Annotated in this window: 14 protein-coding genes; 1 reads left to right on the top strand and 13 read right to left on the bottom strand. The window is 70.4% G+C overall.

Annotated features, from left to right (window positions below; all coding sequences use genetic code 11):
• The 3 genes from FE633_RS22000 to FE633_RS21990 form a co-directional block, all read right to left on the bottom strand.
• A partial coding sequence (locus FE633_RS22000; RefSeq protein ID WP_246113763.1) for an alpha-amylase family glycosyl hydrolase occupies nt 1–734 on the bottom strand: 734 nt, incomplete at its 3' end.
• Nucleotides 731–3,166, bottom strand: a complete 2,436-nt coding sequence (locus FE633_RS21995) for an alpha-1,4-glucan--maltose-1-phosphate maltosyltransferase (protein WP_246113762.1) — start codon at nt 3,164–3,166, stop codon at nt 731–733. The genes FE633_RS22000 and FE633_RS21995, both read right to left, overlap by 4 nt.
• 217 nt (nt 3,167–3,383) lie before the next feature.
• Complete coding sequence (locus FE633_RS21990; protein WP_138046873.1) at nt 3,384–4,583, bottom strand: S8 family peptidase; 1,200 nt, start codon at nt 4,581–4,583, stop codon at nt 3,384–3,386.
• 466 nt (nt 4,584–5,049) lie between these two features.
• Here FE633_RS21990 and FE633_RS21985 point away from each other — a divergent pair, with 466 nt between their 5' ends.
• Nucleotides 5,050–7,668: a glycosyltransferase family 1 protein gene (locus tag FE633_RS21985; RefSeq protein ID WP_138046872.1), complete on the top strand. Its 2,619-nt coding sequence runs from the start codon at nt 5,050–5,052 to the stop codon at nt 7,666–7,668.
• A 94-nt stretch (nt 7,669–7,762) separates the two neighbouring features.
• Here the strand turns inward: FE633_RS21985 and FE633_RS21980 are convergent, their stop codons facing one another.
• The 10 genes from FE633_RS21980 to glgX form a co-directional block, all read right to left on the bottom strand.
• Nucleotides 7,763–8,140 carry a peptidase inhibitor family I36 protein gene (locus FE633_RS21980; protein WP_119105937.1) on the bottom strand — a complete coding sequence of 126 codons (378 nt, stop codon included), beginning with the start codon at nt 8,138–8,140 and terminating at the stop codon, nt 7,763–7,765.
• Nucleotides 8,141–8,383: 243 nt separating this feature from the next.
• The gene (locus tag FE633_RS21975; RefSeq protein ID WP_138046871.1) at nt 8,384–9,358 is read right to left on the bottom strand and encodes a hypothetical protein; all 975 of its coding nucleotides are present in this window, start codon (nt 9,356–9,358) and stop codon (nt 8,384–8,386) included.
• Between the two features lie 124 nt (nt 9,359–9,482).
• On the bottom strand, nt 9,483–10,001 hold the full coding sequence (locus FE633_RS21970; protein ID WP_138046870.1) for a DUF1990 domain-containing protein: 519 nt from the start codon (nt 9,999–10,001) through the stop codon (nt 9,483–9,485).
• A 79-nt stretch (nt 10,002–10,080) separates the two neighbouring features.
• Complete coding sequence (locus tag FE633_RS21965; RefSeq protein WP_138046869.1) at nt 10,081–11,730, bottom strand: M4 family metallopeptidase; 1,650 nt, start codon at nt 11,728–11,730, stop codon at nt 10,081–10,083.
• Nucleotides 11,731–12,101: 371 nt separating this feature from the next.
• Nucleotides 12,102–14,147 (bottom strand): M4 family metallopeptidase, encoded by a 2,046-nt coding sequence (locus tag FE633_RS21960; RefSeq protein WP_138046868.1) that lies wholly within the window; start codon nt 14,145–14,147, stop codon nt 12,102–12,104.
• A gap of 255 nt (nt 14,148–14,402) precedes the next feature.
• Nucleotides 14,403–16,202, bottom strand: a complete 1,800-nt coding sequence (locus FE633_RS21955) for an ABC transporter ATP-binding protein (RefSeq protein WP_138046867.1) — start codon at nt 16,200–16,202, stop codon at nt 14,403–14,405.
• The gene (locus FE633_RS21950; protein ID WP_246113761.1) at nt 16,199–18,004 is read right to left on the bottom strand and encodes an ABC transporter transmembrane domain-containing protein; all 1,806 of its coding nucleotides are present in this window, start codon (nt 18,002–18,004) and stop codon (nt 16,199–16,201) included. Before FE633_RS21950 ends, FE633_RS21955 begins: the two co-directional genes overlap by 4 nt.
• A 76-nt stretch (nt 18,005–18,080) precedes the next feature.
• Nucleotides 18,081–19,937, bottom strand: a complete 1,857-nt coding sequence (locus tag FE633_RS21945; RefSeq protein ID WP_138046866.1) for an ABC transporter ATP-binding protein — start codon at nt 19,935–19,937, stop codon at nt 18,081–18,083.
• Nucleotides 19,934–21,916: an ABC transporter ATP-binding protein gene (locus FE633_RS21940; RefSeq protein ID WP_138046865.1), complete on the bottom strand. Its 1,983-nt coding sequence runs from the start codon at nt 21,914–21,916 to the stop codon at nt 19,934–19,936. Before FE633_RS21940 ends, FE633_RS21945 begins: the two co-directional genes overlap by 4 nt.
• A gap of 143 nt (nt 21,917–22,059) precedes the next feature.
• Nucleotides 22,060–24,366, bottom strand: coding sequence for a glycogen debranching protein GlgX (glgX, locus tag FE633_RS21935; protein ID WP_138046864.1), 2,307 nt, complete (start codon nt 24,364–24,366; stop codon nt 22,060–22,062).
• Between the last annotated feature and the right edge of the window lie 132 nt (nt 24,367–24,498).

The following is a 24,498-nucleotide window of genomic DNA, read 5'->3' as shown; positions in this document are numbered from 1 at the left end:
CGTACCCGCCTGAGCATCTCGTGGGTGGCGGGGAGGTTCTCGCAGTCGGTGCCCTCCTCCGCGTAGAGGTAGGGGACCGCGTCCAGCCGGAACCCGTCGATCCCCAGATCCAGCCAGAACCGCAGGGCGGAGATGATCTCTTCCTGGACGGCCGGATTCTCGAAGTTGAGGTCCGGCTGGTGGGAGAAGAAGCGGTGCCAGTAGTACTGCTTGCGGACCGGGTCGAAGGTCCAGTTGGAGGCCTCGGTATCGACGAAGATGATCCGGGCGTCCTGGTACTGCTTGTCGTCGTCCGCCCATACGTAGTAGTCGCCGTACGGGCCGGTGGGATCGTTGCGGGAGGCCTGGAACCACGGGTGCTGGTCGCTGGTGTGGTTCATGACGAAGTCGATGATCACGCGCATGCCGCGCTGGTGGGCGGCGTCCACGAACTCCACGAAGTCGGCGAGGTCGCCGAACTCGGGCAGGACGGCGGTGTAGTCGGAGACGTCGTAGCCGCCGTCGCGCAGCGGGGACTTGAAGAACGGCGGCAGCCACAGGCAGTCGACGCCGAGCCATTGCAGGTAGTCCAGCTTGGCCGTCAGCCCTTTGAGGTCGCCGATGCCGTCGCCGTTGCTGTCCTGGAAGGAGCGGACGAGGACTTCGTAGAACACGGCGCGTTTGAACCACTCGGGGTCGCGGTCTTTCGCGGGGGTGTCTTCGAAGGTGTCCGGGACGGGCTCGTTGACGATCATGATGTGGGTGACCCTCCGGTTGGCGGTGAGGACGGTCGCAGGACGGTCAGGATGTGCGCGGGCTGTTGGCCGGGTTCGAGCCGCACATAGTTGGTCCTGCCCCAGTGGTAGGTGGCGCCGGTGAGCTCGTCGCGCACCGGGACGGACTCGTGCCACTCCAGGCCGAGTCGTGGCATGTCCAACGAGACCGTGGCCTCCTGGGTGTGGTGCGGGTCGAGGTTGACCACCACCACAACCGTGTTCGAGCCGCTGCGCTTCGAGTACGCGATGACCGCGTCCTTGTCCGCGTGATGGAAGTGCAGGTCCCGTAGCTGCCTCAGGGCCGGGCTGCGCCGCCGGATCCTATTGAGTTCGGCTATCAGGGGACTGATGCTACGGCCCTCGCGTTCGGCCGACTCCCAGTTCCGTGGCCGTAGTTGGTACTTCTCCGAATGCAGGTACTCTTCGCTGCCCGCCCGCAGCGGGGTGTTCTCACACAGCTCGAACCCGCTGTAGACACCCCAGGTCGGCGACAGTGTCGCGGCCAGCACCGCCCGCAACTCGAACGCCGGCCGCCCACCCCGCTGCAGAAACTCATGCAGGATGTCCGGCGTGTTCACGAAGAAGTTCGGCCGCATATAAGCCGCCGCGTCCCCCGACAACTCCGTCAGATACTCCGTCAGCTCCTGCTTGCTGTTACGCCAGGTGAAGTACGTGTACGACTGCTGGAAACCGATCTGCGCCAGCGTGTGCATCATCGCCGGCCGGGTGAACGCCTCCGCCAGGAACAGCACATCCGCATCCGAGCGGTTGACCGCCGCGATCACCTGCTCCCAGAACACCACCGGCTTGGTGTGCGGATTGTCCACCCGGAAGATCCGCACCCCGTGATCCATCCAGAACCGCAGCACCCGCAGCGTCTCGGCGACCAGACCGGGCATGTCCTGATCGAAGGCGATGGGATAGATGTCCTGGTACTTCTTCGGCGGGTTCTCCGCATACGCGATCGTGCCGTCCGGGCGGTGATGGAACCACTCCGGATGCTTGTCCACCCACGGATGATCCGGCGAGCACTGCAGCGCGAAGTCCAGCGCCACTTCCAGACCCAGCCGGCCCGCCTCGGCCACGAACGCGTCGAAGTCCTCCAGAGTGCCCAGATCCGGGTGGACGGCGTCATGACCGCCCTCCGCAGAACCGATCGCCCACGGCACCCCCACATCCCAGGCCCCCGCCGACAGCGTGTTGTTGGGGCCCTTGCGGAACGTCGTGCCGATGGGATGGATGGGCGGCAGGTACACCACGTCGAAGCCCATCCGGGCGATTGCCTCCAGCCGCCTGGCCGCGGTACGGAAAGTTCCGCTGACCGGCGGCCGGCCCACCTCCACCACCGCGCCCTCCGAACGCGGGAAGAACTCGTACCACGAGCCGAACAACGCCCGCTCCCGCTCCACCAGCAACGGCAACGGGTCGGAGGCCGAGACGAGTTCGCGCAGGGGATGGCGGGCGAGGACGTCGTCCACGTCGGGGGTGAGGGCGGCGGCGAGGCGGGCCGCGGCGGGGCGCTCGGTGTCGCGCAGGGCGTCGACGGCGGCGAGGACCGTGTCGCGGCGGCCCTCGCTCTTCGGCACGCCGGTCGCTGCCCGTTCGTGCAGCAGCGCGCCCTCCTCCAGGACCAGCTCCGTGTCGATCCCCGCCGGGATCTTGATCTGCGCGTGGTGGCGCCAGGTGCTGATGGGGTCGCTCCACGCCTCCACCGTGTACGTCCAGGTGCCCTCGCGCGGTACGGAGACCATGGCGCCCCAGCGGTCCGTGCCGGGGGCCAGCTCCCGCAGCGGGGTCCAGGGGCCGGTGCGGCCCTCCGGGTCGCGCAGCACGACGTTGGCGGCCACCGCGTCGTGCCCCTCGCGGAAGACCGTCGCCGAGATCTCGAACTCCTCGCCCACCACGGCCTTGGCGGGACGGCGGCCGCCCGTCACCAGGGGGCGGACGTCCAGCACGGGGATGCGCCCGATGAGCGCGCCGCCGCCGGCCGGGGGTGTGGCCTGCGCCGGTTCGGTGCGTGACGGTTCGGGCTGCGTCCGCTCGATCCGTGGCGATTCGGCCTGCTTCCATACGGCCTGTGACGGTTCGGTCAGTGGCGGTTCGGCTCGCGGCGGTTCGGCCTCCATCGATTCCGTCTGCGCCGGTTCTGTCCGTGTCGGTTCTGTCCGCGTCGGCTTGGGCTTTGCCTTCGTGGCCTTCGCCTTTGCCTTCGCGGGCTTCGCCGGTGTGGCAGGGGCCGGTTCGGCGCTCGCCGGTGCCGCCTCCGCCGGCGCCGCTTCGGCCTGTTCTGCCTGCGTCGCTTCGGCCGGCTCGGCCTTCGCGGGGTCGGGCGGGCCGGCTTTCTCCTCCCGCGCGAGGGGTTTGTCCGTGCCGGACGTCGGGGGTGATGACGAGTGGTGCGTGGCGGGCATGACCGCTCCTGTCCGCATCAACGTGGGTGGGCGGATGGGGGTGTGGGGGAGGCTCGTTCTTCGGAGCGTACCGGTGGAGCCTTCCCACCCTTTTCGGGTGGGCAATCCGGCACTTTGTTAACTACTCGCGCGTATGTCTACACACAAGACCGGCCTCGTCCGGTGAGGCTCGGCTGAGACTCAGCGGGACGGGGCCGGTCCGTTAACGGGCAACTACTTAGGGATTGTTGACCTGCAGGAGTTTGTTCGGCGAACCGACGCCCGCGTTGGATATTTTCCCGGATGCGGCTCGATCGACGAGAGCTTTACTCACCTCGGCGGGTGTCGCCGAGGCATGGTCGGCCAGATACAGCGCGGCCGCGCCGGCCGCATGGGGCGACGCCATCGACGTACCGGAGAAAGTGGCCTTGCCGTTGTCGCTCGCGTTCGACGCGGAGGTGACGTCCACGCCGGGGGCGAACAGGTCGACTCGCGCGCCCCAGTTGGAGAAGCTCGCCCGCGCGTCCTTCTTGTCGCTCGCGCCGACCGTGATGGCCTGCTGGACCCGGGCGGGCGAGTAGAGGCTCGCCGGAAGGCCGTCGTTGCCGGCGGCGACCGCGTAGGTGACTCCGGAGGCGATGGAGTTGCGGATGGCGGCGTCCAGTTGCGCGTTCGCGAATCCGCCCAGGCTCATGTTGGCCACGGCGGGCTTCTGGGCGTTCTTGGTCACCCAGTCGATGCCCGCGATCACCTGTGCGGTGGTGCCGGATCCTTCGTTGTCGAGTACGCGGACCCCGACGACCTTGGCTTTCTTCGCGACGCCATAGGTCGTACCGGCGATGGTGCCCGCCACGTGTGTGCCGTGTCCGTGGCCGTCCTGGGCGGTCGCGTCGTTGTCGACGAAGTCCCAGCCGTAGCTCGCCCGGCCGCCGAAGTCCTGGTGCGTGATCCGGATTCCGGTGTCGATGACGTACGTGGTCACACCCTGGCCCGCCGACTCCGGCCAGGTGTAACCGCGGTCCAGCGGCAGGCTCTCCTGGTCGATGCGGTCGAGACCCCACGGCGGGTTCTTCTGCTGGTGTTCGAGGGTCACCGCGGTGTCCTGCGCGACCGCCGCCACCCGTGAGTCGGCGGCGAGGCGCTTGGCCTGCTGCTCGTTGACCTTCACCGCGTACCCATTGATCGCGGTGCTGTACGTGTGGCTGATTTTCGCCCCATACTTGGCAACGATGTCCTTGCCCGCCTTCGTCGGAGCCTTGGTTCCCCCTCTGAGGGTGACGATGTAGCTGTCGCTGACGGAGCCGGCGGCGCCGGCTCCGAGTATCTGCCCCTGCGGGGCGGCGTGTGCGGGCAGAGTGCCGGCCGAAAGCACTGCGGCCGTGGTGACCGCGGTGAGGCCTCCCGCCCATTGCAGACGCCGCTGTCGCGTCAGTGCCATGGTCTGAGTTCCCCTCCTCAACTCGGCGTACCCCGGCCCGAGTTGCCCGCGCCCTTGACGGGTTCCTGCCGGTTTCTGGCCGGTGTCCACCGGTGTCTGCCGGTGCCTACCGGGATCGCCACTTGGCAGCTTCTCGTGCGGTGTGAAGTGCCACAAGGTCAAACGTCGGGGCGGAATCAGCCATATCGTCCGTGACGTACCTGTGAAGGTTGCGGCTGTTTCAAGCCGAATCGGATGCTGTCCGGTGGCGCGCCCCGTCAGGGGCGCCAGGCGGTGACTTATGTGGCTCCGCCGCCTGGGCGCAACCAGCCATTGACGGCCCGCGGCAGCAGTACCGCACTTCCCCGGAGCGTTTCGCGCCGTGTTGCGAAGCCACCCTCGCCGCTACCGTCGTGGGTGACCAAGGGCGCACGCCTGCCGGTGTGCGTCCCGCTGCTGCGTACGTCCTCCGTGAAGGTGGAAGCTCGTGAAGGCCATCCGCAGGTTCACCGTGCGTCCCGTACTCCCCGAAGCCCTTCACCCGCTCAGCGATCTGGCGCGCAATCTGCGCTGGTCCTGGCATGCCGAGACCCGTGATCTCTTCCAGTCCGTGGACCCCGAGCGCTGGACCGCCTCCGGGTGCGATCCCGTACGCCTCCTCGGGAGCGTGTCGCCCGGACGGCTCGCCGAACTGGCCGAGGACCGGCGCTTTCTGCGTCGGCTCACCGCTGCCGCCGACGACCTGCACGACTATGTGAGCGGCAACCGCTGGTACCAGGAGCAGTCGGCCGAACTCCCCGCCGCCATCGCCTACTTCTCACCTGAGTTCGGCATCACGGCCGCGCTGCCGCAGTACTCCGGCGGCCTCGGTATCCTCGCCGGGGACCATCTCAAGGCGGCCAGCGATCTCGGCGTACCCCTGATCGGTGTCGGACTGCTCTACCGGCACGGCTACTTCCGGCAGACGCTGTCGCGGGACGGCTGGCAGCAGGAGCACTATCCGGTCCTCGACCCCAACGAACTCCCGGTGTCACTGCTGCGCGAGCCCGACGGCACCCCTTCCCAGGTCTCCCTCGCCCTGCCCGGCGACCGGTCCCTGCGGGCGCATATCTGGCTCGCGCAGGTGGGCAGGGTCCCGCTGCTGATGCTGGACTCGGACGTCGAGGAGAACGACCTCGGTGAGCGCGGCGTGACGGACCGCTTGTACGGGGGCGGGAGCGAGCACCGGCTGCTCCAGGAGATGCTGCTCGGCATCGGAGGAGTGCGCGCCGTCCGCACGTACTGCCGTCTGACGGGGCACGCGCGGCCCGAGGTGTTCCATACGAACGAGGGGCACGCGGGATTTCTTGGCCTGGAGCGTATACACGAACTGTCCTACGAAGAGCTGGATTTCGACGCCGCGCTGGAGGCGGTCCGCGCGGGGACCGTCTTCACCACCCACACCCCCGTACCCGCCGGAATCGACCGCTTCGACCGGGAGCTGGTGGCCCGGCACTTCGGCCCGGACGCCGAGCTCCCGCGCATCGAGGTGGAGCGGATCCTCCAGCTCGGGATGGAGACCTACCCCGGCGGCGAGCCCAACCTCTTCAACATGGCGGTGATGGGCCTGCGGCTCGGCCAGCGGGCCAACGGGGTGTCGCTGTTGCACGGACACGTCAGCCGGGACATGTTCTCCGGACTCTGGCCGGGTTTCGACTCCGACGAGGTACCGATCACCTCCGTGACGAACGGCGTGCACGCCCCCACCTGGGTGGCGCCGGAGGTCTTCCGGCTGGGCGCCCGCCAGATCGGCGCGCAGCGGACGGAGGACGCCATGACGAACGGCGGCCCCGAGCGCTGGGACGCCGTGGCAGAGATCCCCGACCAGGACATCTGGGAGCTGCGCCGGAGCCTGCGCGAACAGCTGGTGACGGAGGTACGGGAGCGGCTGCAGGCGTCGTGGCGGCAGCGCGGCGCCGGTACCGCCGAACTGGGCTGGATCGACGGCGTACTGGACCCCGATGTGCTGACGATCGGCTTCGCGCGCCGCGTCCCCTCGTACAAGCGGCTGACGTTGATGCTGCGCGACCGCGATCGGCTGATGGACCTGATGCTGCACCCGGAGCGGCCGCTCCAGATCGTGGTGGCGGGCAAGGCCCACCCGGCGGACGACGGCGGCAAGCGCCTCATCCAGGAGCTGGTGCGGTTCGCGGACGATCCCCGGGTACGCCACCGGATCGTGTTCCTCCCCGACTACGGGATGGCGATGGCCCAGAAGCTCTATCCGGGCTGCGACATCTGGCTGAACAACCCACTGCGTCCGCTGGAGGCGTGCGGGACGTCGGGCATGAAGGCGGCTTTGAACGGCTGTCTGAATCTGTCGGTGCTGGACGGCTGGTGGGACGAATGGTTCCAGCCCGACTTCGGCTGGGCGATCCCCACGGCGGACGGCACGGCCACGGACGACGACCGCCGTGACGAGCTGGAGGCGGCGGCACTCTACGACCTGCTGGAACAGCGCATCGCGCCGCGCTTCTACGAACGCGGTCCCGGCGGACTCCCCGACCGCTGGATCGACATGGTCCGCCAGACGCTGACCCTGCTGGGCCCGAAGGTCCTCGCGGGCCGCATGGTCCGCGAGTACGTGGAACGCCTCTACACCCCGGCGGCGCTCGCCCACCGCTCGATGGACGCTTCCTCCGCCCGTGAGCTGGCGGTCTGGAAGTCCCGCGTCCGTACGGCCTGGCCGCATGTCACGGTCGACCACGTCGAGACCTCGGCTGCCACGGCCACCGCCGAACTCGGCTCGACGCTCTCCCTGCGGGTCCGCGTCGGCCTCGGCGACCTCGTCCCGGACGACGTCGAGGTCCAGGCGGTCTCGGGACGCGTCGACGCGGAGGACCGCATCGCGGACGGCACACCGGTTCCACTGAAACCTGTGGGCGGGCCGGACCTGGAGGGGCGCTGGGTCTACGAGGGCCCCTTGTCCCTGGACCGCACCGGCCCCTTCGGCTACACGGTCCGCATCCTCCCCGCCCATCGACTGCTGGCGTCGAGCGCGGAGCTGGGGCTGGTGGCGGTTCCTTCGGAGGAGCTGGGGGAGGCGGCGGGGGTTTTGATGCGGTGAGTTGGGCGGGGGTGGCTGGGCGGAGACACCCGACGAAGACGAGGCTCGCCACCCGGGTGTCACGCCCAGGTGGCGAGCCTCGTCCTCAGTACGTTCAGCAGCCGGAGGTCCAGGTGTGGGAGTCGCCCCGGTCGTTGGCGGTGGCGTTGTAGCCGACCTCCTGGCCGGGGGTCAGGCAGATGGTGACGCCGCCGCCCTGCCACGCGCTGGCGAAGACCTTGACGTGGTCCTTGACTCCCGGGCCCGAGATGCCGTGGTTGGCCCACGAGCTGTCCTGGTCCGCGATGTTGCCCTCCCACCAGCCGTCGTCGCCGGTCCAGCCGACCGCCTGGCCGCCGAAGTTGGCGTCGGTGTAGGCGCAGAAACTTCCGGAGGAGCAGGGGGCGGCGGCCTGGGCCGTGCCGGGTGCGACGGCCAGGGCGGCACCCGCGGCGAGGAGCGCGCCGGCCGCGGTGATGAAGGTCTTGCGCATGATGTTGTGTCCTTTCGGTTGTTTCGGTGAGTGAAGCCGAGTGGTCCACGACGGGACGCACTCGCTGAACCCGGGGCTCTGCCGGCCGGTCGGTCGGCCCTGGCTCCGGGAGTCCGGTTGTCGTGAGGGGGCGCGCGGCAGCGCAGCGCAGCACGGTGCGGCCGCGGAGGTGATGGGTGACGGGGTGCCTGCCGACCTTCGGAGGCGGGGCAGCACCCGGAAGTGGAAATGGAGGGAGACGCCTCAGATGCCGTGCCGGACGGCGTAGCGGAGGCCGCGCTCGCGCATCTGCCGGTGGTCGGCGATCAGGTCGGCGTACTCGGCGCGTACGTCGGCCGCGTGGCCCTTCTCCAGCCGGGCACCGGTGCTTGCGAGGCCCGTGCTCCGTACACACCGCGCCTCGGCCACGGCGTACCGCCGCTGCAGATCCGTGGCCTGTCGCGGTTCGAGGTCGCGGGCGCGGCGCTGCCATGCGCTGCGCAGCTCTCCCGGGTCCTCGGCCTTCTGCACCGGGGCGACGCAGCGCGACCAGCGGGCGAGCACGGCCCGGTACGCCGGGTCCCGGGTCACGCGCTGGTGGGCGCCGGCCTCGAGGTTGTTGACCGCGACCTCGCTGCGGAACCAGCGTGCCTGGTCGCCGTAGAGGACGCGCTGCGTTTCGGCGAGGCAGCCGTCGCTGTTGGCCTTGACGACCTGTCCGGTGGCCGTCCGGGTGGACAGTTCACGGCGTCCGGTGCCGAACAGCGCGTCGGCCAGTTGCTGTTGCTGTGTCTGTCGCGTCCGCTGTGTCCGCTGTGTCCGTGAGGTGTCGCGGGCTCCGTCCCCGCGGTCCGGCTCCCCGGTCCCCGCCGCGCTGCCGAAGCCGTACTCGGCGGCCCAGGCGGGGTCGTCGATGCCGTACGGGAACTGGCGCTGCCGCGCGGCTCCCTGATTCTGCGCGCTGCCGCTTCCGCTTCCGTTCGCCGACTCGCGCGGCGTCGGCGGCAGTGACACCTTGCGTTCCGTCAGGCAACGCCGTACGAGCGCGGATTCGGCGCTCTTCAGCAGATCGTCCTGGGCCCGGGCGGACCGCGGTACGGACCGCGATTCCCCCGCGTCGTTCTGGCCCGTGCCCTGCCCGCAGCCGCCGGTCATGGCCGCCACGCACATCGACAGCGCCACTGTGGAAACGAACCTCGAGGCCCGCACCGTGGCCACCCCCTGCCTTGGTCCGGTCATACAGACCGGATCAGCCGTCTTCCGACTCCCCCGTCGGCTTGGCTTCCATTAGAGGGGAGGGCGAGACGGTTGTGACCCTCGGAAGTCATAGGGCGGGCTCAGACCGTTGCCTGGAAGCCTCGTATCAGTCGTCGTCTCCCGCGCACAGGCGTCGCAGTACCGCCCCGCACCTGCGTGCGTACGCGTGCTGCAACCCCCGGGTCGCCGGGCCGCCCGCGCGGGTGTACCACTTGGCCGGGCGGCTGAAGGCGGTGACGGTGAGCCAGACCGTGCCGTCGCCGGTCATGGTGACTACGAAGGACTCCTCGCCGGACTCCGGGTGGCCGGCGAGCGTGCCGTAGGCCCAGCCGGCGCGACGGGGTTCGTCGACGGTCCAGACGACGCGGCAGGGGGCTTTGACCAGGCCGCCGAGGGTGACGGTCACGTCGACGCCGGGGGTGGCGCGGTCCGCCTCGGTGGCGATGCCGACGCCGATCGCCCGGTGCAGTTCGAAGGTCAGGACCGCGCGGGACGCCGTCTCGAAGACATGACGGCCTTCGCCGACGATGGTTCTGACGTCCATGGGGTGGAATCCGGGCGGGCAGCGCTTCTCGCGGGTCGCGCCCACGTCGTCGTACGTGAAGGGCGTTTCCGTGGGGGGCATGGGGAGCAGCGTAAAGCAGCCCCCGAAACACCTTCTTTCGGGGGCTGCCCACACGCGTGCGGTGACGGAGGGTCGAGCGTCAGCGCACGTTGATCGCGGCCCACGCCGCGTTCACCGTCTTGTACTCCGTGCTGGTGGAGCCGTAGAGGTCCGTCGCCGCCTTCAGTGTCGCGGTGCGCGCGCCCGCGTACTTCGTCGTGGACGTCATGTACGTGGTCAGCGCCTTGTACCAGATCTTGACCGCCTTGTCGCGGCCGATGCCGGTGACGGTGGAGCCGTTCGACGTCGGGGAGTTGTAGCTGACGCCGTTGATCGTCTTCGCGCCGCTGCCCTCGCTCAGCAGGTAGAAGAAGTGGTTCGCCGGGCCGGAGGAGTAGTGGACGTCGATGCCGCCCAGGCTGGAGGACCAGTTGTCCTTGGAGCTGCCGTCCTTGCTCGGCTTGTCCATGTAGCGCAGCGGCGTGCCGTCGCCGTTGATGTCGATCTTCTCGCCGATGAGGTAGTCGCCCTTGTCCGACGAGTTCGCCGCGTAGAACTCCACCGCCGTGCCGAAGATGTCGGACGTCGCCTCGTTCAGGCCGCCGGACTCACCGCTGTAGTTGAGTTTCGCGGTGTTGGAGGTGACACCGTGCGTCATCTCGTGGCCGGCCACGTCGATCGACGTCAGCGGCTTGGCATTGCCCTCGCCGTCGCCGTACGTCATGCAGAAGCAGTCGTCGTCCCAGAAGGCATTGACGTACGCGTTGCCGTAGTGGACGCGCGAGTAGGCGGCCTTGCCGTCGTTCTTGATGCCGCTGCGGCCGAGGACGTTCTTGTAGAAGTCCCAGGTGACCTGCGCGCCGTAGTGGGCGTCGACGCCGGCGGTCTGGGTGTTGGAGGCGGCGCCCGTGCCCCAGGTGTCGTCGGCGTCGGTGAAGATCGAGCCGGTGCCGGACGTACCGCGGTTGAGGTTGTACGTCTTGTGGGAGCCCCGGGTCGTGTCGTTGAGCTGGTACGTCGAGCCCGACTTCGAGGTCCCGATGGTGACCTTGCCGCTGTACTGGCTGTTGCCCGTACCGGTCTGGATCGCCTCCCACTCGTACAGCTTCTCGCCCGTGGTGGCGTCCGTGATGACGTGCAGCTGCTGCGGGGTGCCGTCGTGCTGGAAGCCGCCGACCACGGTCTCGTACGCGAGAGCCGGGGTGCCGCTCGCCGCCCAGACGACCTTGCGGGGCGCCTTGTCGGCCTCCGACTTGGTGCTGCCCTCCGCCTTGGCGGACTTGAGCGCCTGCTTCTCGGCGGTGGACTTGGCGATGTCGGGGGTGAGGTCGGCGACCTTGATGGTGGCCTTCGTCGCCTTGGTCACGCCCTCGGTCTTGCCGGACTTGGTCTCGTGGATCACCAAGTCGCCGCCGAGTACCGGAAGTCCGTCGTACGTCCGCTCGTAGCGGGTGTGCGTCGTGCCGTCCGCGTCCTTGACGACGTCTCTGACGACCAGTTTCTCCTTGGCGCCGAGACCTATCTCATCGGCCGTCCGTGTCGTGGCCGCGTCGGCCTTCTTGACCAGGCTCGTGCGCTCGGCAGCGGACAGCTGGACCGGGGCGCCCGCGAGCGTCGTCTCGCCGGACGACGAGACGGGGGACTGGGCGGTGGCACCGGTGGTCAGGCCCGTGGTGACGAGGGCTCCGGCGGCGACGGCGGTGGCGATGGCCAGAGTCGTACGCTTGTGACGCGCGTAGAGGGGAGTCACGCAAGCTCCTTTGTGGGGGTGTTCGACCGGCATGGGGAACCGGTCGACCGATGTGAAGGTGCGGTGCGGGAGTGCCGTGCGATGGAACAGTGCCAGGTGGGACGCGTGCATGTCAGTGGGGCACATGCAGGTTGGCTGGAAATCGTCCGTTGCCCGAAGTGCCGTGTACGGATTGCGGATTCGGCCGCTCGCAAAGTGCCGGCAAAAGCAGGGGCAGGGTGCGGCAAAGAGTGAACCGCCCCGGGGAGTCGGACCCCGGGACGGCACCCTTCTGTGCGAGGCCTTGAGGCCCTCTGGGTGCGGCCTCAAGGCGGTCTGTGCGAGTCCTCAAGACGGCCTGTGGACGGTCGGCCCAGGCTCACGGGACAGGCCTACGGGAACGTCAGCTTCCAGCCGTTGATCTTCCCGACGTCCTGCGCCGCCTGGTCCTGCACCTTCAACTGCCAGGTGCCATTGGCTGTTTCGGACGACGCGTTGACCGTGTACGGCTCGTTGACGTCGTCCGCCGAGTCCGAGGAGCTGAAGCTCTTCAAGCGATAGCTCGTGCCGTCCGGCGCGATCAGGTCGACGACCAGGTCGCCGCGCCAGGTGTGCGTGATGTCCGGGGTGACGACGAGATTCGCGGGTGCGTTGCCGGTGCGGCCGGAGACGGTGATCGACGAGGTCACCGCCGCGCCGTTGTCCGGAATCGACACGGCCGTCGTGCTCTCGTACGACGTGCCGCCGCCCCCGCCACCGCCGGGCCGTGCGCCGACGTTGATGCCGGCCCACGCGTTCTGCACCGCCGTGTACTCGGCGCTGGTGGTGCCGTACAGCTCACCGGCGACCGCGAGCGTGCCGGTGCGGGCCGCCGCGTAGTTGGTCGTCGACGTGAACTTCGTGGTCAGCGCCTTGAACCAGATCAGCGCGGCCTTGTCGCGGCCGATGCCGGTCACCGGAAGGCCGTCGGAGGTCGGCGAGTCGTAGGACACGCCGTTGACGGTCTTCGCGCCGCTGCCCTCGCTCAACAGGTAGAAGAAGTGGTTCGCCGGGCCGGAGGAGTAGTGGACGTCGATCGAGCCGATGCCCGAGTACCAGCTGTCCTTGGAATCGCCGTCCTTGCTCGGCTTGTCCATGTAGCGCAGCGGTGTGCCGTTGCCGTTGATGTCGATCTTCTCGCCGACCAGATAGTCGCCGACGTCACTGGAGTTGCCGGCGTAGAACTCCACCGCCGCGGCGAAGATGTCGGACGTCGCCTCGTTCAGGCCGCCGGACTCACCGCTGTAGTTGAGGCCCGCGGTGTTGGAGGTGACGCCGTGCGTCATCTCGTGCGCGGCCACGTCGATCGACGTCAGCGGCTTGGCGTTGCCCGACCCGTCGCCGTACGTCATGCAGAAGCAGCTGTCCTGCCAGAAGGCGTTGACGTAGTTGTTGCCGTAGTGCACGCGCGAGTACGCCCCGACCCCGTCCCCGCGGATGCCGTTGCGGCCCTGCACGTTCTTGTAGTAGTCCCAGGTCAGCGCGGCGCCGTAGTGCGCGTCGGCGCCGGCCGTCTCCAGGTTGGACGGGCTGCCGTTGCCCCAGACGTCGTCGGACCCCGAGAAGAGCGTGCCGGTGCCGGAGGTGCCGCGGTTCAGGTTGTTCGTCTTGTGGTTGCCGCGCGTGGTGTCGGTGAGCGTGTAGTTCGACCCGGACTGCGCCGTGCCGAGGGTCACCGTGCCGCCGTACTGGGTGTTGCCGGTGCCGGTCTCGACCCCTTGGTACTCGAAGAGCTTCTTGCCGGTGGCCGCGTCGGTGATGACGTGCAGCTCGTTCGGGGTGCCGTCGTGCTGAAGGCCGCCGACCACCGTCTCGTACGCCAGGGTCGGCCTGCCGCTCGCCGCCCAGATCACCTTGCGCGCGCGGTCCGCCTCGGTCTTCTTCGAACCCTCCGCCGCCGCGGCCTTCAGGGCCTGCTTCTCGGCGGTCGCCGGCCGCACCGCCGCGCTGGTGGTGATGCCCTTGAGCTGGGCCTTCACACCGCGCGAAACCTCGGTGGTCTTCCCGGACCTGGCGGTCTCGACGACCAGGTCACCGCCGAGGACCGGAAGCCCGGCGTACGTGCGCTCGTAGCGCGTGTGCACCGTGCCGTCCCGGTCCTTGATGACATCGCGGACGACGAGCTTCTCCTTCGCGCCGAGGCCGAGCTCCTCGGCGGTGGCCGCCTTGGTGGCATTGGCGTCGCGTATCAGCTCGGCGCGCTGGGCGGGGGAGAGGTCGGCGGCCAAGGCGCCGGTACGGAGCTTGCCGGGGGCCGGTTTGTCGGCGGCGGTGGCGGCGCCCGTCTGAACGCCCGCGGCGAGCAGCGCGGCGGCGGCGACGAGCGCGCCCGCGGCGGCCGCCCGTCTGTGGGAGGTGGGGCTGTGGGGGGTGCGTCTGTGGGAGGTGCGTCTCAACACTGACTCCTTCTGCGTGGCCGCGGGGAGCGCGGCCAGGGGGAACGGACGGTCGGTGGCCGTCCGGGCAGAACAAGGCGGAACCGTGTGCGGGTGCTGAAACTGACGCCGACGGCTGAGTTGTGCCGTTTTTGTGACCGATCCGTGCGGCAGTTGAGGGAAGGGTGGCAGGGATCGTGGCTTCCTGTCAGGAGCGCATCAAGAGGTTGGCCGGAAACGGTCCGTTGACCGGATCGTCATGTCCGGTATGCGGGAACTTCATACGGGCCGTGCGTCCCCGTGCCACGAGTGCCACAGCGCCGCGTACGCTCCGTCGGCCGCCACCAGGCTGTCGTGCGTGCCCACTTCGGTCAGGCGGCCGTCCTCCATCACCGCCACGCGGTCCGCGTCGTGCGCGGTGAGCAGGCGGTGCGCGATGGCGATGACGGTGCGCCCTTCGAGGACGGCGGCCAGCGCGCGCTCCGTGTGGCGGGCCGTCGTCGGGTCCAGCAACGCGGTCGCCTCGTCCAGGATCAGCGTGTGCGGGTCGGCCAGCACCACGCGGGCCAGGGCCAGTTGCTGTGCCTGCGAGCCGTCGGTGCGGTGCCCGGTGGGCCCCAGCACGGTGTCCAGCCCGGCCGGCAGCTCGCCCGTCCAGTCGGCACCGACGGCGGCGAGGGCCTCCCACAGCTCGGCATCGGAGGCGGACGGCGCGGCGATCAGCAGGTTGTCGCGGACCGTACCGAGGAACACATGGTGCTCCTGGGTGACGAGGACGACCTGTCGCCGCAACTGCTCGGGGTCCAGGCCGGCGATCGGTACGCCGCCCACCGTCACCGTGCCCGTGCGTGGCGTGTCGATGCCCGCGAGCAACCTGCTCAGGGTGGTCTTGCCGGCGCCGGAGGGCCCGACGATCGCCAGCCGCTCCCCGGGGCGCACCGTCAGGTCGACCCCGCGCAGGACCTCGCCCCCGCCTTCGTAGGCGTAGCGCACACCGGTCACCTCGATCAGGTCGTCCGCGGGAGAGGGCGCGGCGGAGTCGGCCGCCGCCGCCCGCGGGGCCCTGGCCAGGCCCTCGACCCGGGCGAAGGACGCGCTGCTGCTCTGCAACTGCTCGACCCGTACCAGGATCGAGTCGAGAGGGTGCTCCAACTGCCGCAGATACAGGGCCGCGGAGACCACCGTGCCCAGGCTCAGCGCGCCCCGCTCGTGCAGCACACCGCCGAGCAGCAGCACTCCGGCCACCGGCAGGACGTACGAGATCTCCACGACGAGGAAGAACACGGTGCGCAGGAACAGCGTGTACATGCGTGCGCGACGCGACGTCTCCAGCGCCTGGCGGCTCGCGGTGACGCGCCGCCGGCGCAGCCCGAAGGCCTCGACCGTGCGGGCGCCGGACGCGGTGGCCGCGAGGATCTCGGCGACCTCCGAGTTGGCGGCGCCCTCGGCGAGATAGGCGGTGCGCGCCCGGCGCAGGTACCAGCGAATGGCGAACCAGATGCCGGTCAGGCAGACCACCGCGCAGCAGCCGAGCAGCGGATCGAGTACGAAGACGGCGCCGAGGAGGAACAGGCACTGGACCGAGGAGATGAGCAGCTCGGGGCCGGCGTCGCGCAAGGTGCTGCCCACCGCGGAGACATCGGCGGTGCCACGGGCCGTCAGATCGCCCGTGCCGGCCCGCTCCACCGTCGAGGCGGGCAGCGCCAGCGCCCGGTCGACGAACTGCTCCCGTACGCGCGCCAGCGTCCGCTCCCCGAAACGGTGTCCCACATACCGGGCATAGCGTGCCAGCACCAGCTGCACCAGCGCGCAGACGACGATGGCGAGCGCCAGCCGGTCCACGGCGCCCACGCCGTTGCCGGCCTGGACCTCGTCGATGATGCGGCCGAGCAGCCAGGGGCCGACCAGGCCGACGGCGGCGGCCAGTGAGTTGAGGGCGAGCGCCGTGGCGAAGGCGCGGCGGTCGGCACGGATCAGCCGGAGCGCCGCCCGGTTCACGTCGGACGGCTCGGCGACGGGGAGGTGGGCCGATCCCTGGGCGGTTGTCGTACGTGCCTTTGCCGTCGGGGCTGTGGTCATCGGACGGCCTCCTCGGTGTCCGCGTCCGCATCGGCCTCCGCGTCCGCACCGGTGTCCGCGTCCGCGTCGGCGTCGCGGGCCACCAGCAGCCGGTAGCCGGGCTCCTCGTCGAGCAGCCGTCGGTGGCTGCCGGTGGCGGCGACCTTGCCGTCGACCAGGTAGTGCACGGTGTCCGCCCGGTCCAGGAGCAGCGGTGAGGTGCTGGTGACGAGCGTGGTGCGGCCGGAGCGCGCGGCGTGCAGCCGGGCGGCGACGGCGGCCTCGGTGTGCGCGTCGAGCGCCGAGGTGGGCTCGACCGCCAGCAGCACCTCGGGGTCGGCGAGCAGCGCCCGGGCCAGCCGAATCCGCTGCCGCTGACCGCCGGAGAGACTGCGGCCCTGAGCCGAGACGGCGGAGTCGAGCCCGGCCGGCAGGCCTCGTACGACGTCGTCCGCCACGGCGGCGTGAACGGCCCGGGCGATGGCCGCTTCGTCCTTGCCGTCCGGACCCCACCGGCCGCACAGCAGGTCGCGCAGGGTGCCCGCGAACAGGTCGGCCTCATGGTCCGCGACGAGGATCCGCTCGCGGATCTGCGCCAGTTCGATCTCTTCGAGGCGTACGCGGCCCCAGGTCGCCGCCGTCGCGGTGTACCGGCCGAGGCGGTCGACCACGGCCGCGGACTCCGCGGTCCGGGCACCTGCCAGCGCGGTCAGCCTGCCCGGCAGCACCTCGACACCCGACCGTGGATCGCGCAGCGCCGAGGGCGACGCGGGCGCGTCCACGGTTTTCCTGCCGGGGGCACCGGCGGGGGGATCGGCCTCCATGGGCTCCAGGGCCAGGAAGCGCGCGACCCGTCGGGAGGCCACCAGTCCGCGGCTGACCTGGTAACAGCTCTCGATGAAGAACGCCACCGGCACCACGAGGACCGCGACATAGCCGTACACCGACACCAACTCGCCCATCGTGATGGCGCCTTGGGCGGCCATCCGGGCCGCCAGCCAGGTCACGACGGCCAGGAACAGGGTCGGCACGCCGACGCCGAGTGCCTGGACCCAGCTGGTCACGGCCCCGACCCGGTACCCCTCCTCCCTCAGCTGCCGCGACTCGCGCCGGAAGGTGTCGGCGTACAGGCCCTTGCCGCCCAGGCCGTTGAGGACGCGCAGCCCCTCGGCGAGGTCCGCGATCCGCGCGGTCAGCCCGCTCTGCCGCTCGCGGTACTCCGCCTCGGTGCCCTGCAGGCGCCCCAGCAGCGGACCGACCACCACGCCGGCCACCGGCACGCCGAGCAGCACCACCGCGGACAGCGGGAGCGAGACGGACATCAGGACCACGGCCACGAAGACATAGGTGACGACGGCGCCGACGCCCGGGCCGACGATGGTCAGGGACTGGCTGATCACCTGGACGTCACCGACACCGATCGTGACGACCTCCCCGGCCTCGACCTGGCGCCGCAGCGAGCCACCCAGCCGGGTCGCCTGCCCGATCACGGCCTTGACGGTACGGAAGTTCGCGTCCATCCGGAGCCTGGTCATCGTGCGGTGCCGCATGATGCTCAACCAGGCGTTGAACGTGCCGACGGTCAGCAGGACGCCGACCCAGCCCGCCAGCGCGCCCATGTCGCCCGGCTCCAGACCGTCGTCGATCGCCCGCGACAGCAGGTACGGCGCCACCGCCATGAGCACCATCCAGGTGCTGCCCAGCAGCCCACCGGCGGCGGCCCGCCGCCACTGCACCCGGACTAGCCACCACAGATACCGGCCGCCGCTGCGACAGTCCGGCGTGCCAGGATCCTCGTACGCGTCGATCGTCCGCCGCCCCACCCTCTGTCCAGCCTCCCCGTTCGCGGTTTCCCTGTCGCGATTCTCGTGTCGCGGTTGTTCCGTACGCGGTTTCCGCCTAGACCAGGCTCTCCCGCCACGCGTCGTGCAGATCCGCGAACCTGCCTGTCGCCGCGACGAGTTCGGCGGGCGAGCCGTCCTCCACGATGCGGCCGTGCTCCATGACCAGCACCCGGTCGGCGATCTCCACCGTCGACAGGCGGTGCGCGATGACGACGGCCGTACGGCCCCGCAGGACCGTCGACATGGCGCGCTGGACGGCCCGTTCGCCGGGAATGTCGAGGGAACTGGTCGCCTCGTCGAGGATGAGGACAGCGGGATCGGCGAGCAGCGCCCTCGCGAACGCGACGAGTTGGCGCTGCCCGGCCGAGATGCGGCCACCCCGTTTGCGTACGTCCGTGTCGTAGCCGTCGGGCAGAGTGGTGATGAAGTCGTGGGCGCCGATGGCCTTCGCGGCGCGCTCGATCTCCTCGCGGGTGGCGTCGGGACGCCCGATGGAGATGTTCTCGGCGACCGTCCCGGAGAAGAGGAACGCCTCCTGGGTCACCATCACCACGCCGCGCCGGAGTTCGGGCACCGCGAGCTCGCGCAGGTCGACGCCGTCTAGGAGGATCCGGCCGGCCGAGGGGTCGTAGAAGCGGGCCAGGAGTTTGGCGAGCGTCGACTTGCCCGCGCCCGTCGAGCCGACCACGGCGACCGTCTGGCCCGCCGGGAGGGTCAGTGAGAAGCGGGGGAGCACCTCGCCGCCCGTGCGGTACGCGAAGCGGACCTCGTCGAAGACGACCTCGCGGCCCGGGTGCTCGGACGCGAGCCCCGGCAGCGACCGCGGCTGCGCGGGCTCCGGCACCGTCGGGACCTGGGCGAGCAGACCCGCGATCTTCTCCAGCGAAGCCGCCGCCGACTGATATGAGTTGAGGAACATGCCCAGCCGGTCGATCGGGTCGTACAGGCGCCGCAGATACAGCACCGCGGCCGCCAGCACACCGAGCGCCAGCGTTTGCGACGCCACCCGGTACGCACCCCACAGCACGATGCCCGCGACCGCGGTGTTGGCCACCAGCCGGGAACCGACGACATAGCGGGCCATCTCCAGAAGGCCGTCGCCGTTGGTGCGTTCGTGACGCCGGTTGAGCACGCGGAAGTCCGCGTCGTTGGTCTTCTCGCGGCGGAACGCGCGCACCGGCCGGATGCCGTTCATGGTCTCCGCGAACTTCACGATGACCGCGGCGATCGCCGTCGAGCGGAGGCCGAAGATGTGCCCGGCGCGGCGCCGGTAGCGGCGTACGAGGAGGTAGAGCGGGACGAAGGAGGCCACCGCGACGGCGCCCAGGCCCAGGTCCAGCCAGAGCAGCATCGCCGAGATGTAGACGAAGGACAGGACGACCGTGATGAGCTCCTGAAGGCCCTCGCTGAGCAGTTCGCGCAGCGACTCCACGTCCGTGGTGGAGCGGGAGATGAGGCGACCGGAGGTGTAGCGCTCGTGGAAGTCGACGCTGAGCGCCTGCGCGTGGCGGAAGATCCGGCCGCGCAGGTCGAGCAGCACATCCTGGTTGACGCGGCCGGACGCCCGGATGAAGGCGTAATGGAGCCCGCCGGCGGCCGCCGTGCACAGCAGATAGGCGACCGCCACGGCGACCAGCGGGCCGTGGTCGTCGTCGCGCAGCGCCGGGACGGCACGGTCGATGGCGTACGCCACGAGCAGCGGCCCCGCCTGCTCGGCCGCCTGCTGGAGCAGGAGCAGCACCGTGGTGAGGGCGACGCGGGCCTTGAGAGGGGCGAGCAGGGAGCGCAGCAGCCTGGCCGTCGCGTGCGGGGGAGTGGGGAGCGTGTCGCGGTCGAAGGGATCGCCGTCGCCGTGCGGGGGCGGGGGCCGCTCTTCGTCGTTGGCCGGCGCGGTCGTCGTGGGCGCCGTCATCGATCGTCCTCCTTCGCGCCGGCCAGCGCGGTCTTCTCCTGAGCGCGGGACAGCGGGTCCTCCCCGGCGCCCGACAGCGCGGCGGGGTCCTCGTCGGCGCCCGACATCAGATGGGCGTACTCGGCATTCGTCCGCAGCAGTTCGTGGTGGGTGCCGACCGCGGCGATGCGGCCGCCGGACAGCAGGGCCACGCGGTCGGCGAGCAGCACCGTGGACGGGCGGTGCGCCACGACCAGGGCGGTCGTCTCCGCGAGGACACGGCGCAGGGCGGCCTCGACCAGGGCCTCCGTGTGGACGTCCAGGGCGGACAGGGGGTCGTCCAGGACGAGGAAGCGGGGGCGGCCCACGACCGCCCGGGCCAGGGCGAGCCGTTGGCGCTGACCGCCGGAGAGGCTCAGCCCCTGTTCACCCACCTGGGTGTCGGTGCCCTGGGGCAGGGCGTGCGCGAAGTCGGCCTGCGCCACGGCGAGGGCGCGGGCCAGCTCGCCCTCACCCGCGGTGTCCTCGGCGCCCATGAGGACGTTCTCGCCGACGCTCGCGGAGAAGAGGGTGGGTTCTTCGAAGGCCACGGCGACGAGCGCGCGCAGTTCCTCGCGGGGCATCGCGGTGATGTCCTCGCCGTCCAGGGTGATCCGGCCGTCGGTCACCTCGTGGAGGCGGGGGACCAGAGCGGTGAGCGTCGTCTTGCCGGTGCCGGTGGCCCCCACCAGGGCCATGGTCTCGCCGGCGCGGATGTGGAGGTCGACGCGTTCGAGTACGGGAGGGGCGTCCGCCGGCGCGTCCGGATAGCGGAACGCCACGCCATGGAACCGTAGTCCGCCTTCTCCGCCTTCTCCGCCTTCTCCGCCTTCGCCGTCTCTGCCTTGTCTGCCTTCTCTGTCTTCTCCGCCTGCCGCGCGCCCCACGGGGCGCGTGTCCACGGCGGCGTCGGCCGACTCCGGCTCGGCGTCCATCACCTCGAAATAGCGCTCGGTGGCGGTGGCCGCCTCCTGGCTCATCGTCAGCAGGAACCCGATCGAGTCGACGGGCCAGCGCAGCGCGAGGGCCGTCGAGAGGAAGGCGACCAGCGTGCCGGCGGACAGCTGCCCGTCGGCCACCTGCATCGTGCCGAGGACGAGCGCCACGCCGATGGCGAGTTCGGGCAGCGTGAAGATGGCCCAGATCATGGCGAGGAGCCGCGCCTTGACGAGTTCCGTGCCCCGCAGGGTCCGGGAGAGGTCGCGGAAGGCGCGGGCCTGGCTGCGATGCCGCCCGAAGCCCTTGATGACACGGATACCGAGGACGCTCTCCTCGACGAGCGTCGTCAGATCGCCCACCTGGTCCTGCGCCCGTCGCGCCACTGCCGAGTACCGCTTCTCGAAGAGCCAGCAGAAGATCATCACGGGCACGGCGGGAATGAGGATCACCAGGCCGAGCGTCCACTCCTGGACCAGCATGATGATCACGCCCACCAGGATCGTCACACCGTTGACCAGGAGGAACGTCAGGGGGAAGGCGAGGAACATCCGCAGCAGCATCAGATCCGTCGTGGCCCGGGACAGCAACTGCCCCGAAGCCCAGCGGTCGTGGAAGGCGACCGGCAGCCGCTGCAGATGCCGGTACAGATCCGCCCGCATGGCCGCCTCGACACCGGCCAGCGGGCGCGCCACCAGCCACCGCCGCAAACCGAAGAGCAGGGCCTCGGCGATCCCGAGGAGCAGCAGATACAGCGCCCCCAGCCACACCCCGCGCGGATCACGGTCGGCCACCGGCCCGTCCACGAGCCACTTCAGAACGAGCGGAATCACCAGTCCCGTACACGATGCGACGACCGCGACGAACGCGGCCGTGAACAGCCGGGCACGCACGGGGCGTACATACGGCCACAGGCGCAGCAGGGTCCGTACGACGGAATGGCCGGAACGGTCGGCGGGGCCCGTACCGTCGGCGGGGGAGGTCTGGTCGGCGAGGTCCTTGGTCACAGCGGGTGTGGTGGGCATCACGAGTGAGCCTACGGTTCGGCACTGACACCGCCCACCGAGTTTTGGCCGGACCTGCTCTGGTCCGCCAGACCTAGGACTCGATCGGCCGGACAGCAGCGTGAGGTCGAGGTCGGGTTGTATGACCTGCAGCGACAACCCGCTCAGCCCGCCACCCGCAGCAACAACACCGCCCGGGCCGGTACCTCCACGACCGTCCCGGCCCGATGAACCACCCCCGGCGCCTCCGCCTGCTCCTCGCGCGCCGTATCGACGACGACCTCGTAGCGGTCCGCCCACGGCGGACCGGGAAGGACGAAGCTCGCCGGCCGGTCGCCCGCGTGCAGGATCGCGAGGAAGCTGTCGTCCGTGACGGGGACGCCACGCGCGTCACGCCCCGGGATGTCACGGCCGGACAGGTACATCCCGAGCGTCGCGGCCGGCGCGTACCAGTCCCGCTCGGTCATCTCCGTCCCCCGCACCGTGAACCAGGCCAGATCCCGCAGCCCGTCCGCGGAATGCGCCCGTCCGGAGAAGAACGCCCGCCGCCGCAGCACCGGATGGGCGTGCCGGAGAGCGATCAGCCGGGACGTCAGGTCGAACAGGGCCCGCCAGCCGGGATCGTCCAGCAGCCCCCAGTCGACCCAGCTGACCTCGTTGTCCTGGCAGTACGCGTTGTTGTTCCCGTGCTGCGTCCGCCCCAGCTCGTCACCCGCCACGAGCATCGGCACACCGGTCGACAGCAACAGCGTCGTCAGCAGATTGCGCAACTGACGCCGCCGCGACGCACGGATGCCCGCGTCGTCCGTCTCCCCCTCCGCCCCGCAGTTCCACGACCGGTTGTCGTCGGTGCCGTCCCGGTTTCCCTCGCCGTTGGCCTCGTTGTGCTTGCGCTCGTAGGACACCAGGTCCCGGAGGGTGAATCCGTCGTGCGCCGTCACGAAGTTCACGGACGCGTACGGCCGACGGCCGCCCCACGCGTACAGGTCACTCGAACCCGACAGCCGGTAACCCAGGTCCCGCACATCCGGCAGAGCACCACGCCAGAAGTCCCGCACCGCGTTCCGGTAGCGGTCGTTCCACTCCGTCCACAGTGGAGGGAACGCCCCCACCTGGTACCCGCCCGAGCCCACGTCCCACGGCTCCGCGATCAGCTTCACCCGCCGCAGCACCGGATCCTGGGCGATGACGGCGAGGAAGGGGGACAGCATGTCGACGTCGTGCATCGACCGGGCGAGTGCCGCCGCCAGGTCGAAGCGAAAGCCGTCCACCCCCATCTCCGTCACCCAGTACCGCAGGGAGTCCGTGATCAGCCGCAGTACGTGCGGCTGCACCACATGCAGCGTGTTGCCGCACCCCGTGTAGTCCGCGTACCGCCGGGCGTCGGACTGGAGGCGGTAGTAGCCGCGGTTGTCGATGCCGCGCATCGACAGCATCGGGCCCAGCTCGCTCGCCTCCGCGGTGTGGTTGTAGACCACGTCGAGGATCACCTCGATCCCTGCCGCGTGCAGCGCCCGCACCATCCGTTTGAACTCGCCGACCTGCTGCCCCTGCGTGCCGGACGCCGCGTACGCCGCGTGCGGGGCGAAGTAGCCGATGGAGTTGTAGCCCCAGTAGTTCCTCAGCCCTCGCCGCAGCAGATGGTCCTCGTGCGCGAACTGGTGTACGGGCAGGAGTTCGACAGCGGTCACCCCGAGCCGTACGAGATGGCTGATCGCCGCCGGATGCGCCAACCCGGCGTAGGTGCCCCGCAGCTCCTCGGGGATGTCGGGGTGCAGGCGCGTGAAGCCGCGTACGTGCACCTCGTAGATGACCGAGTCCGCCCACGGTGTCTTCGGGCGCCGGTCGTCCGACCAGTCGTCGTCATCGTGGACGACGACACCCTTCGGAACGTACGGCGCCGAGTCCCGGTCGTCGCGCACCGTGTCGGCGACCTGCTGCTGCGGCCAGTCGCGGACGTGTCCGTACACCTCCGGCGGCAGGCTGGTGTAGTCGTTGCCCTCGGCGCCGTCCACGGCGCGCGCGTACGGGTCGAGGAGGAGCTTCGCCGGGTTCCAGCGGGCGCCGGTCCACGGATCCCAACGGCCGTGCACGCGGTAGCCGTACCGCCGGCCCGGCCGCACACCGGGTACGAAGCCGTGCCAGATCTCGTGGGTCAGCTCGGCCAGCGGCAGCCGGGTCTCCACGCCCTCGTCGTCGAACAGGCACAGTTCGACCGACTCCGCACCGCCCGCCCACAGCGCGAAGTTGGTGCCCGCGACACCGTCGGGGCCGACCCGGAAGCGCGCGCCCAGCGGCGTCGGGGCGCCCGGCCATACGGGTACGACGGGCGCCGTGCGCCGCGTGCCGTTCAGCACGGTGGACGGGTGCGCGGGCAGCCCGCCGCCCGGGGCACGCTCTCCTTGGGCGGGCACCCCGCTGCCCGGGGCGCGCCCCTCCTTCTCTGCCTCCTGCTCGGGTGCGCTCGACACCTGTTCAACCTCCAGCGGCTCGGTTGAACGGCGCCAAGAAGAGCCATGGCGTCCCGGCCGTGGCTCCCCGTCGCGTCGTCCTTCCCACTGTTCTGCCCACAGCGGGGCTCGCACTCACGTTTCCCCAGGAGG

Origin of the sequence: Streptomyces montanus (genome assembly GCF_005786655.1) — a bacterium.
Taxonomy (GTDB): Bacteria; Actinomycetota; Actinomycetes; order Streptomycetales; family Streptomycetaceae; genus Streptomyces; species Streptomyces sporangiiformans.
This window is presented reverse-complemented; position numbering and strand designations above follow the sequence as displayed.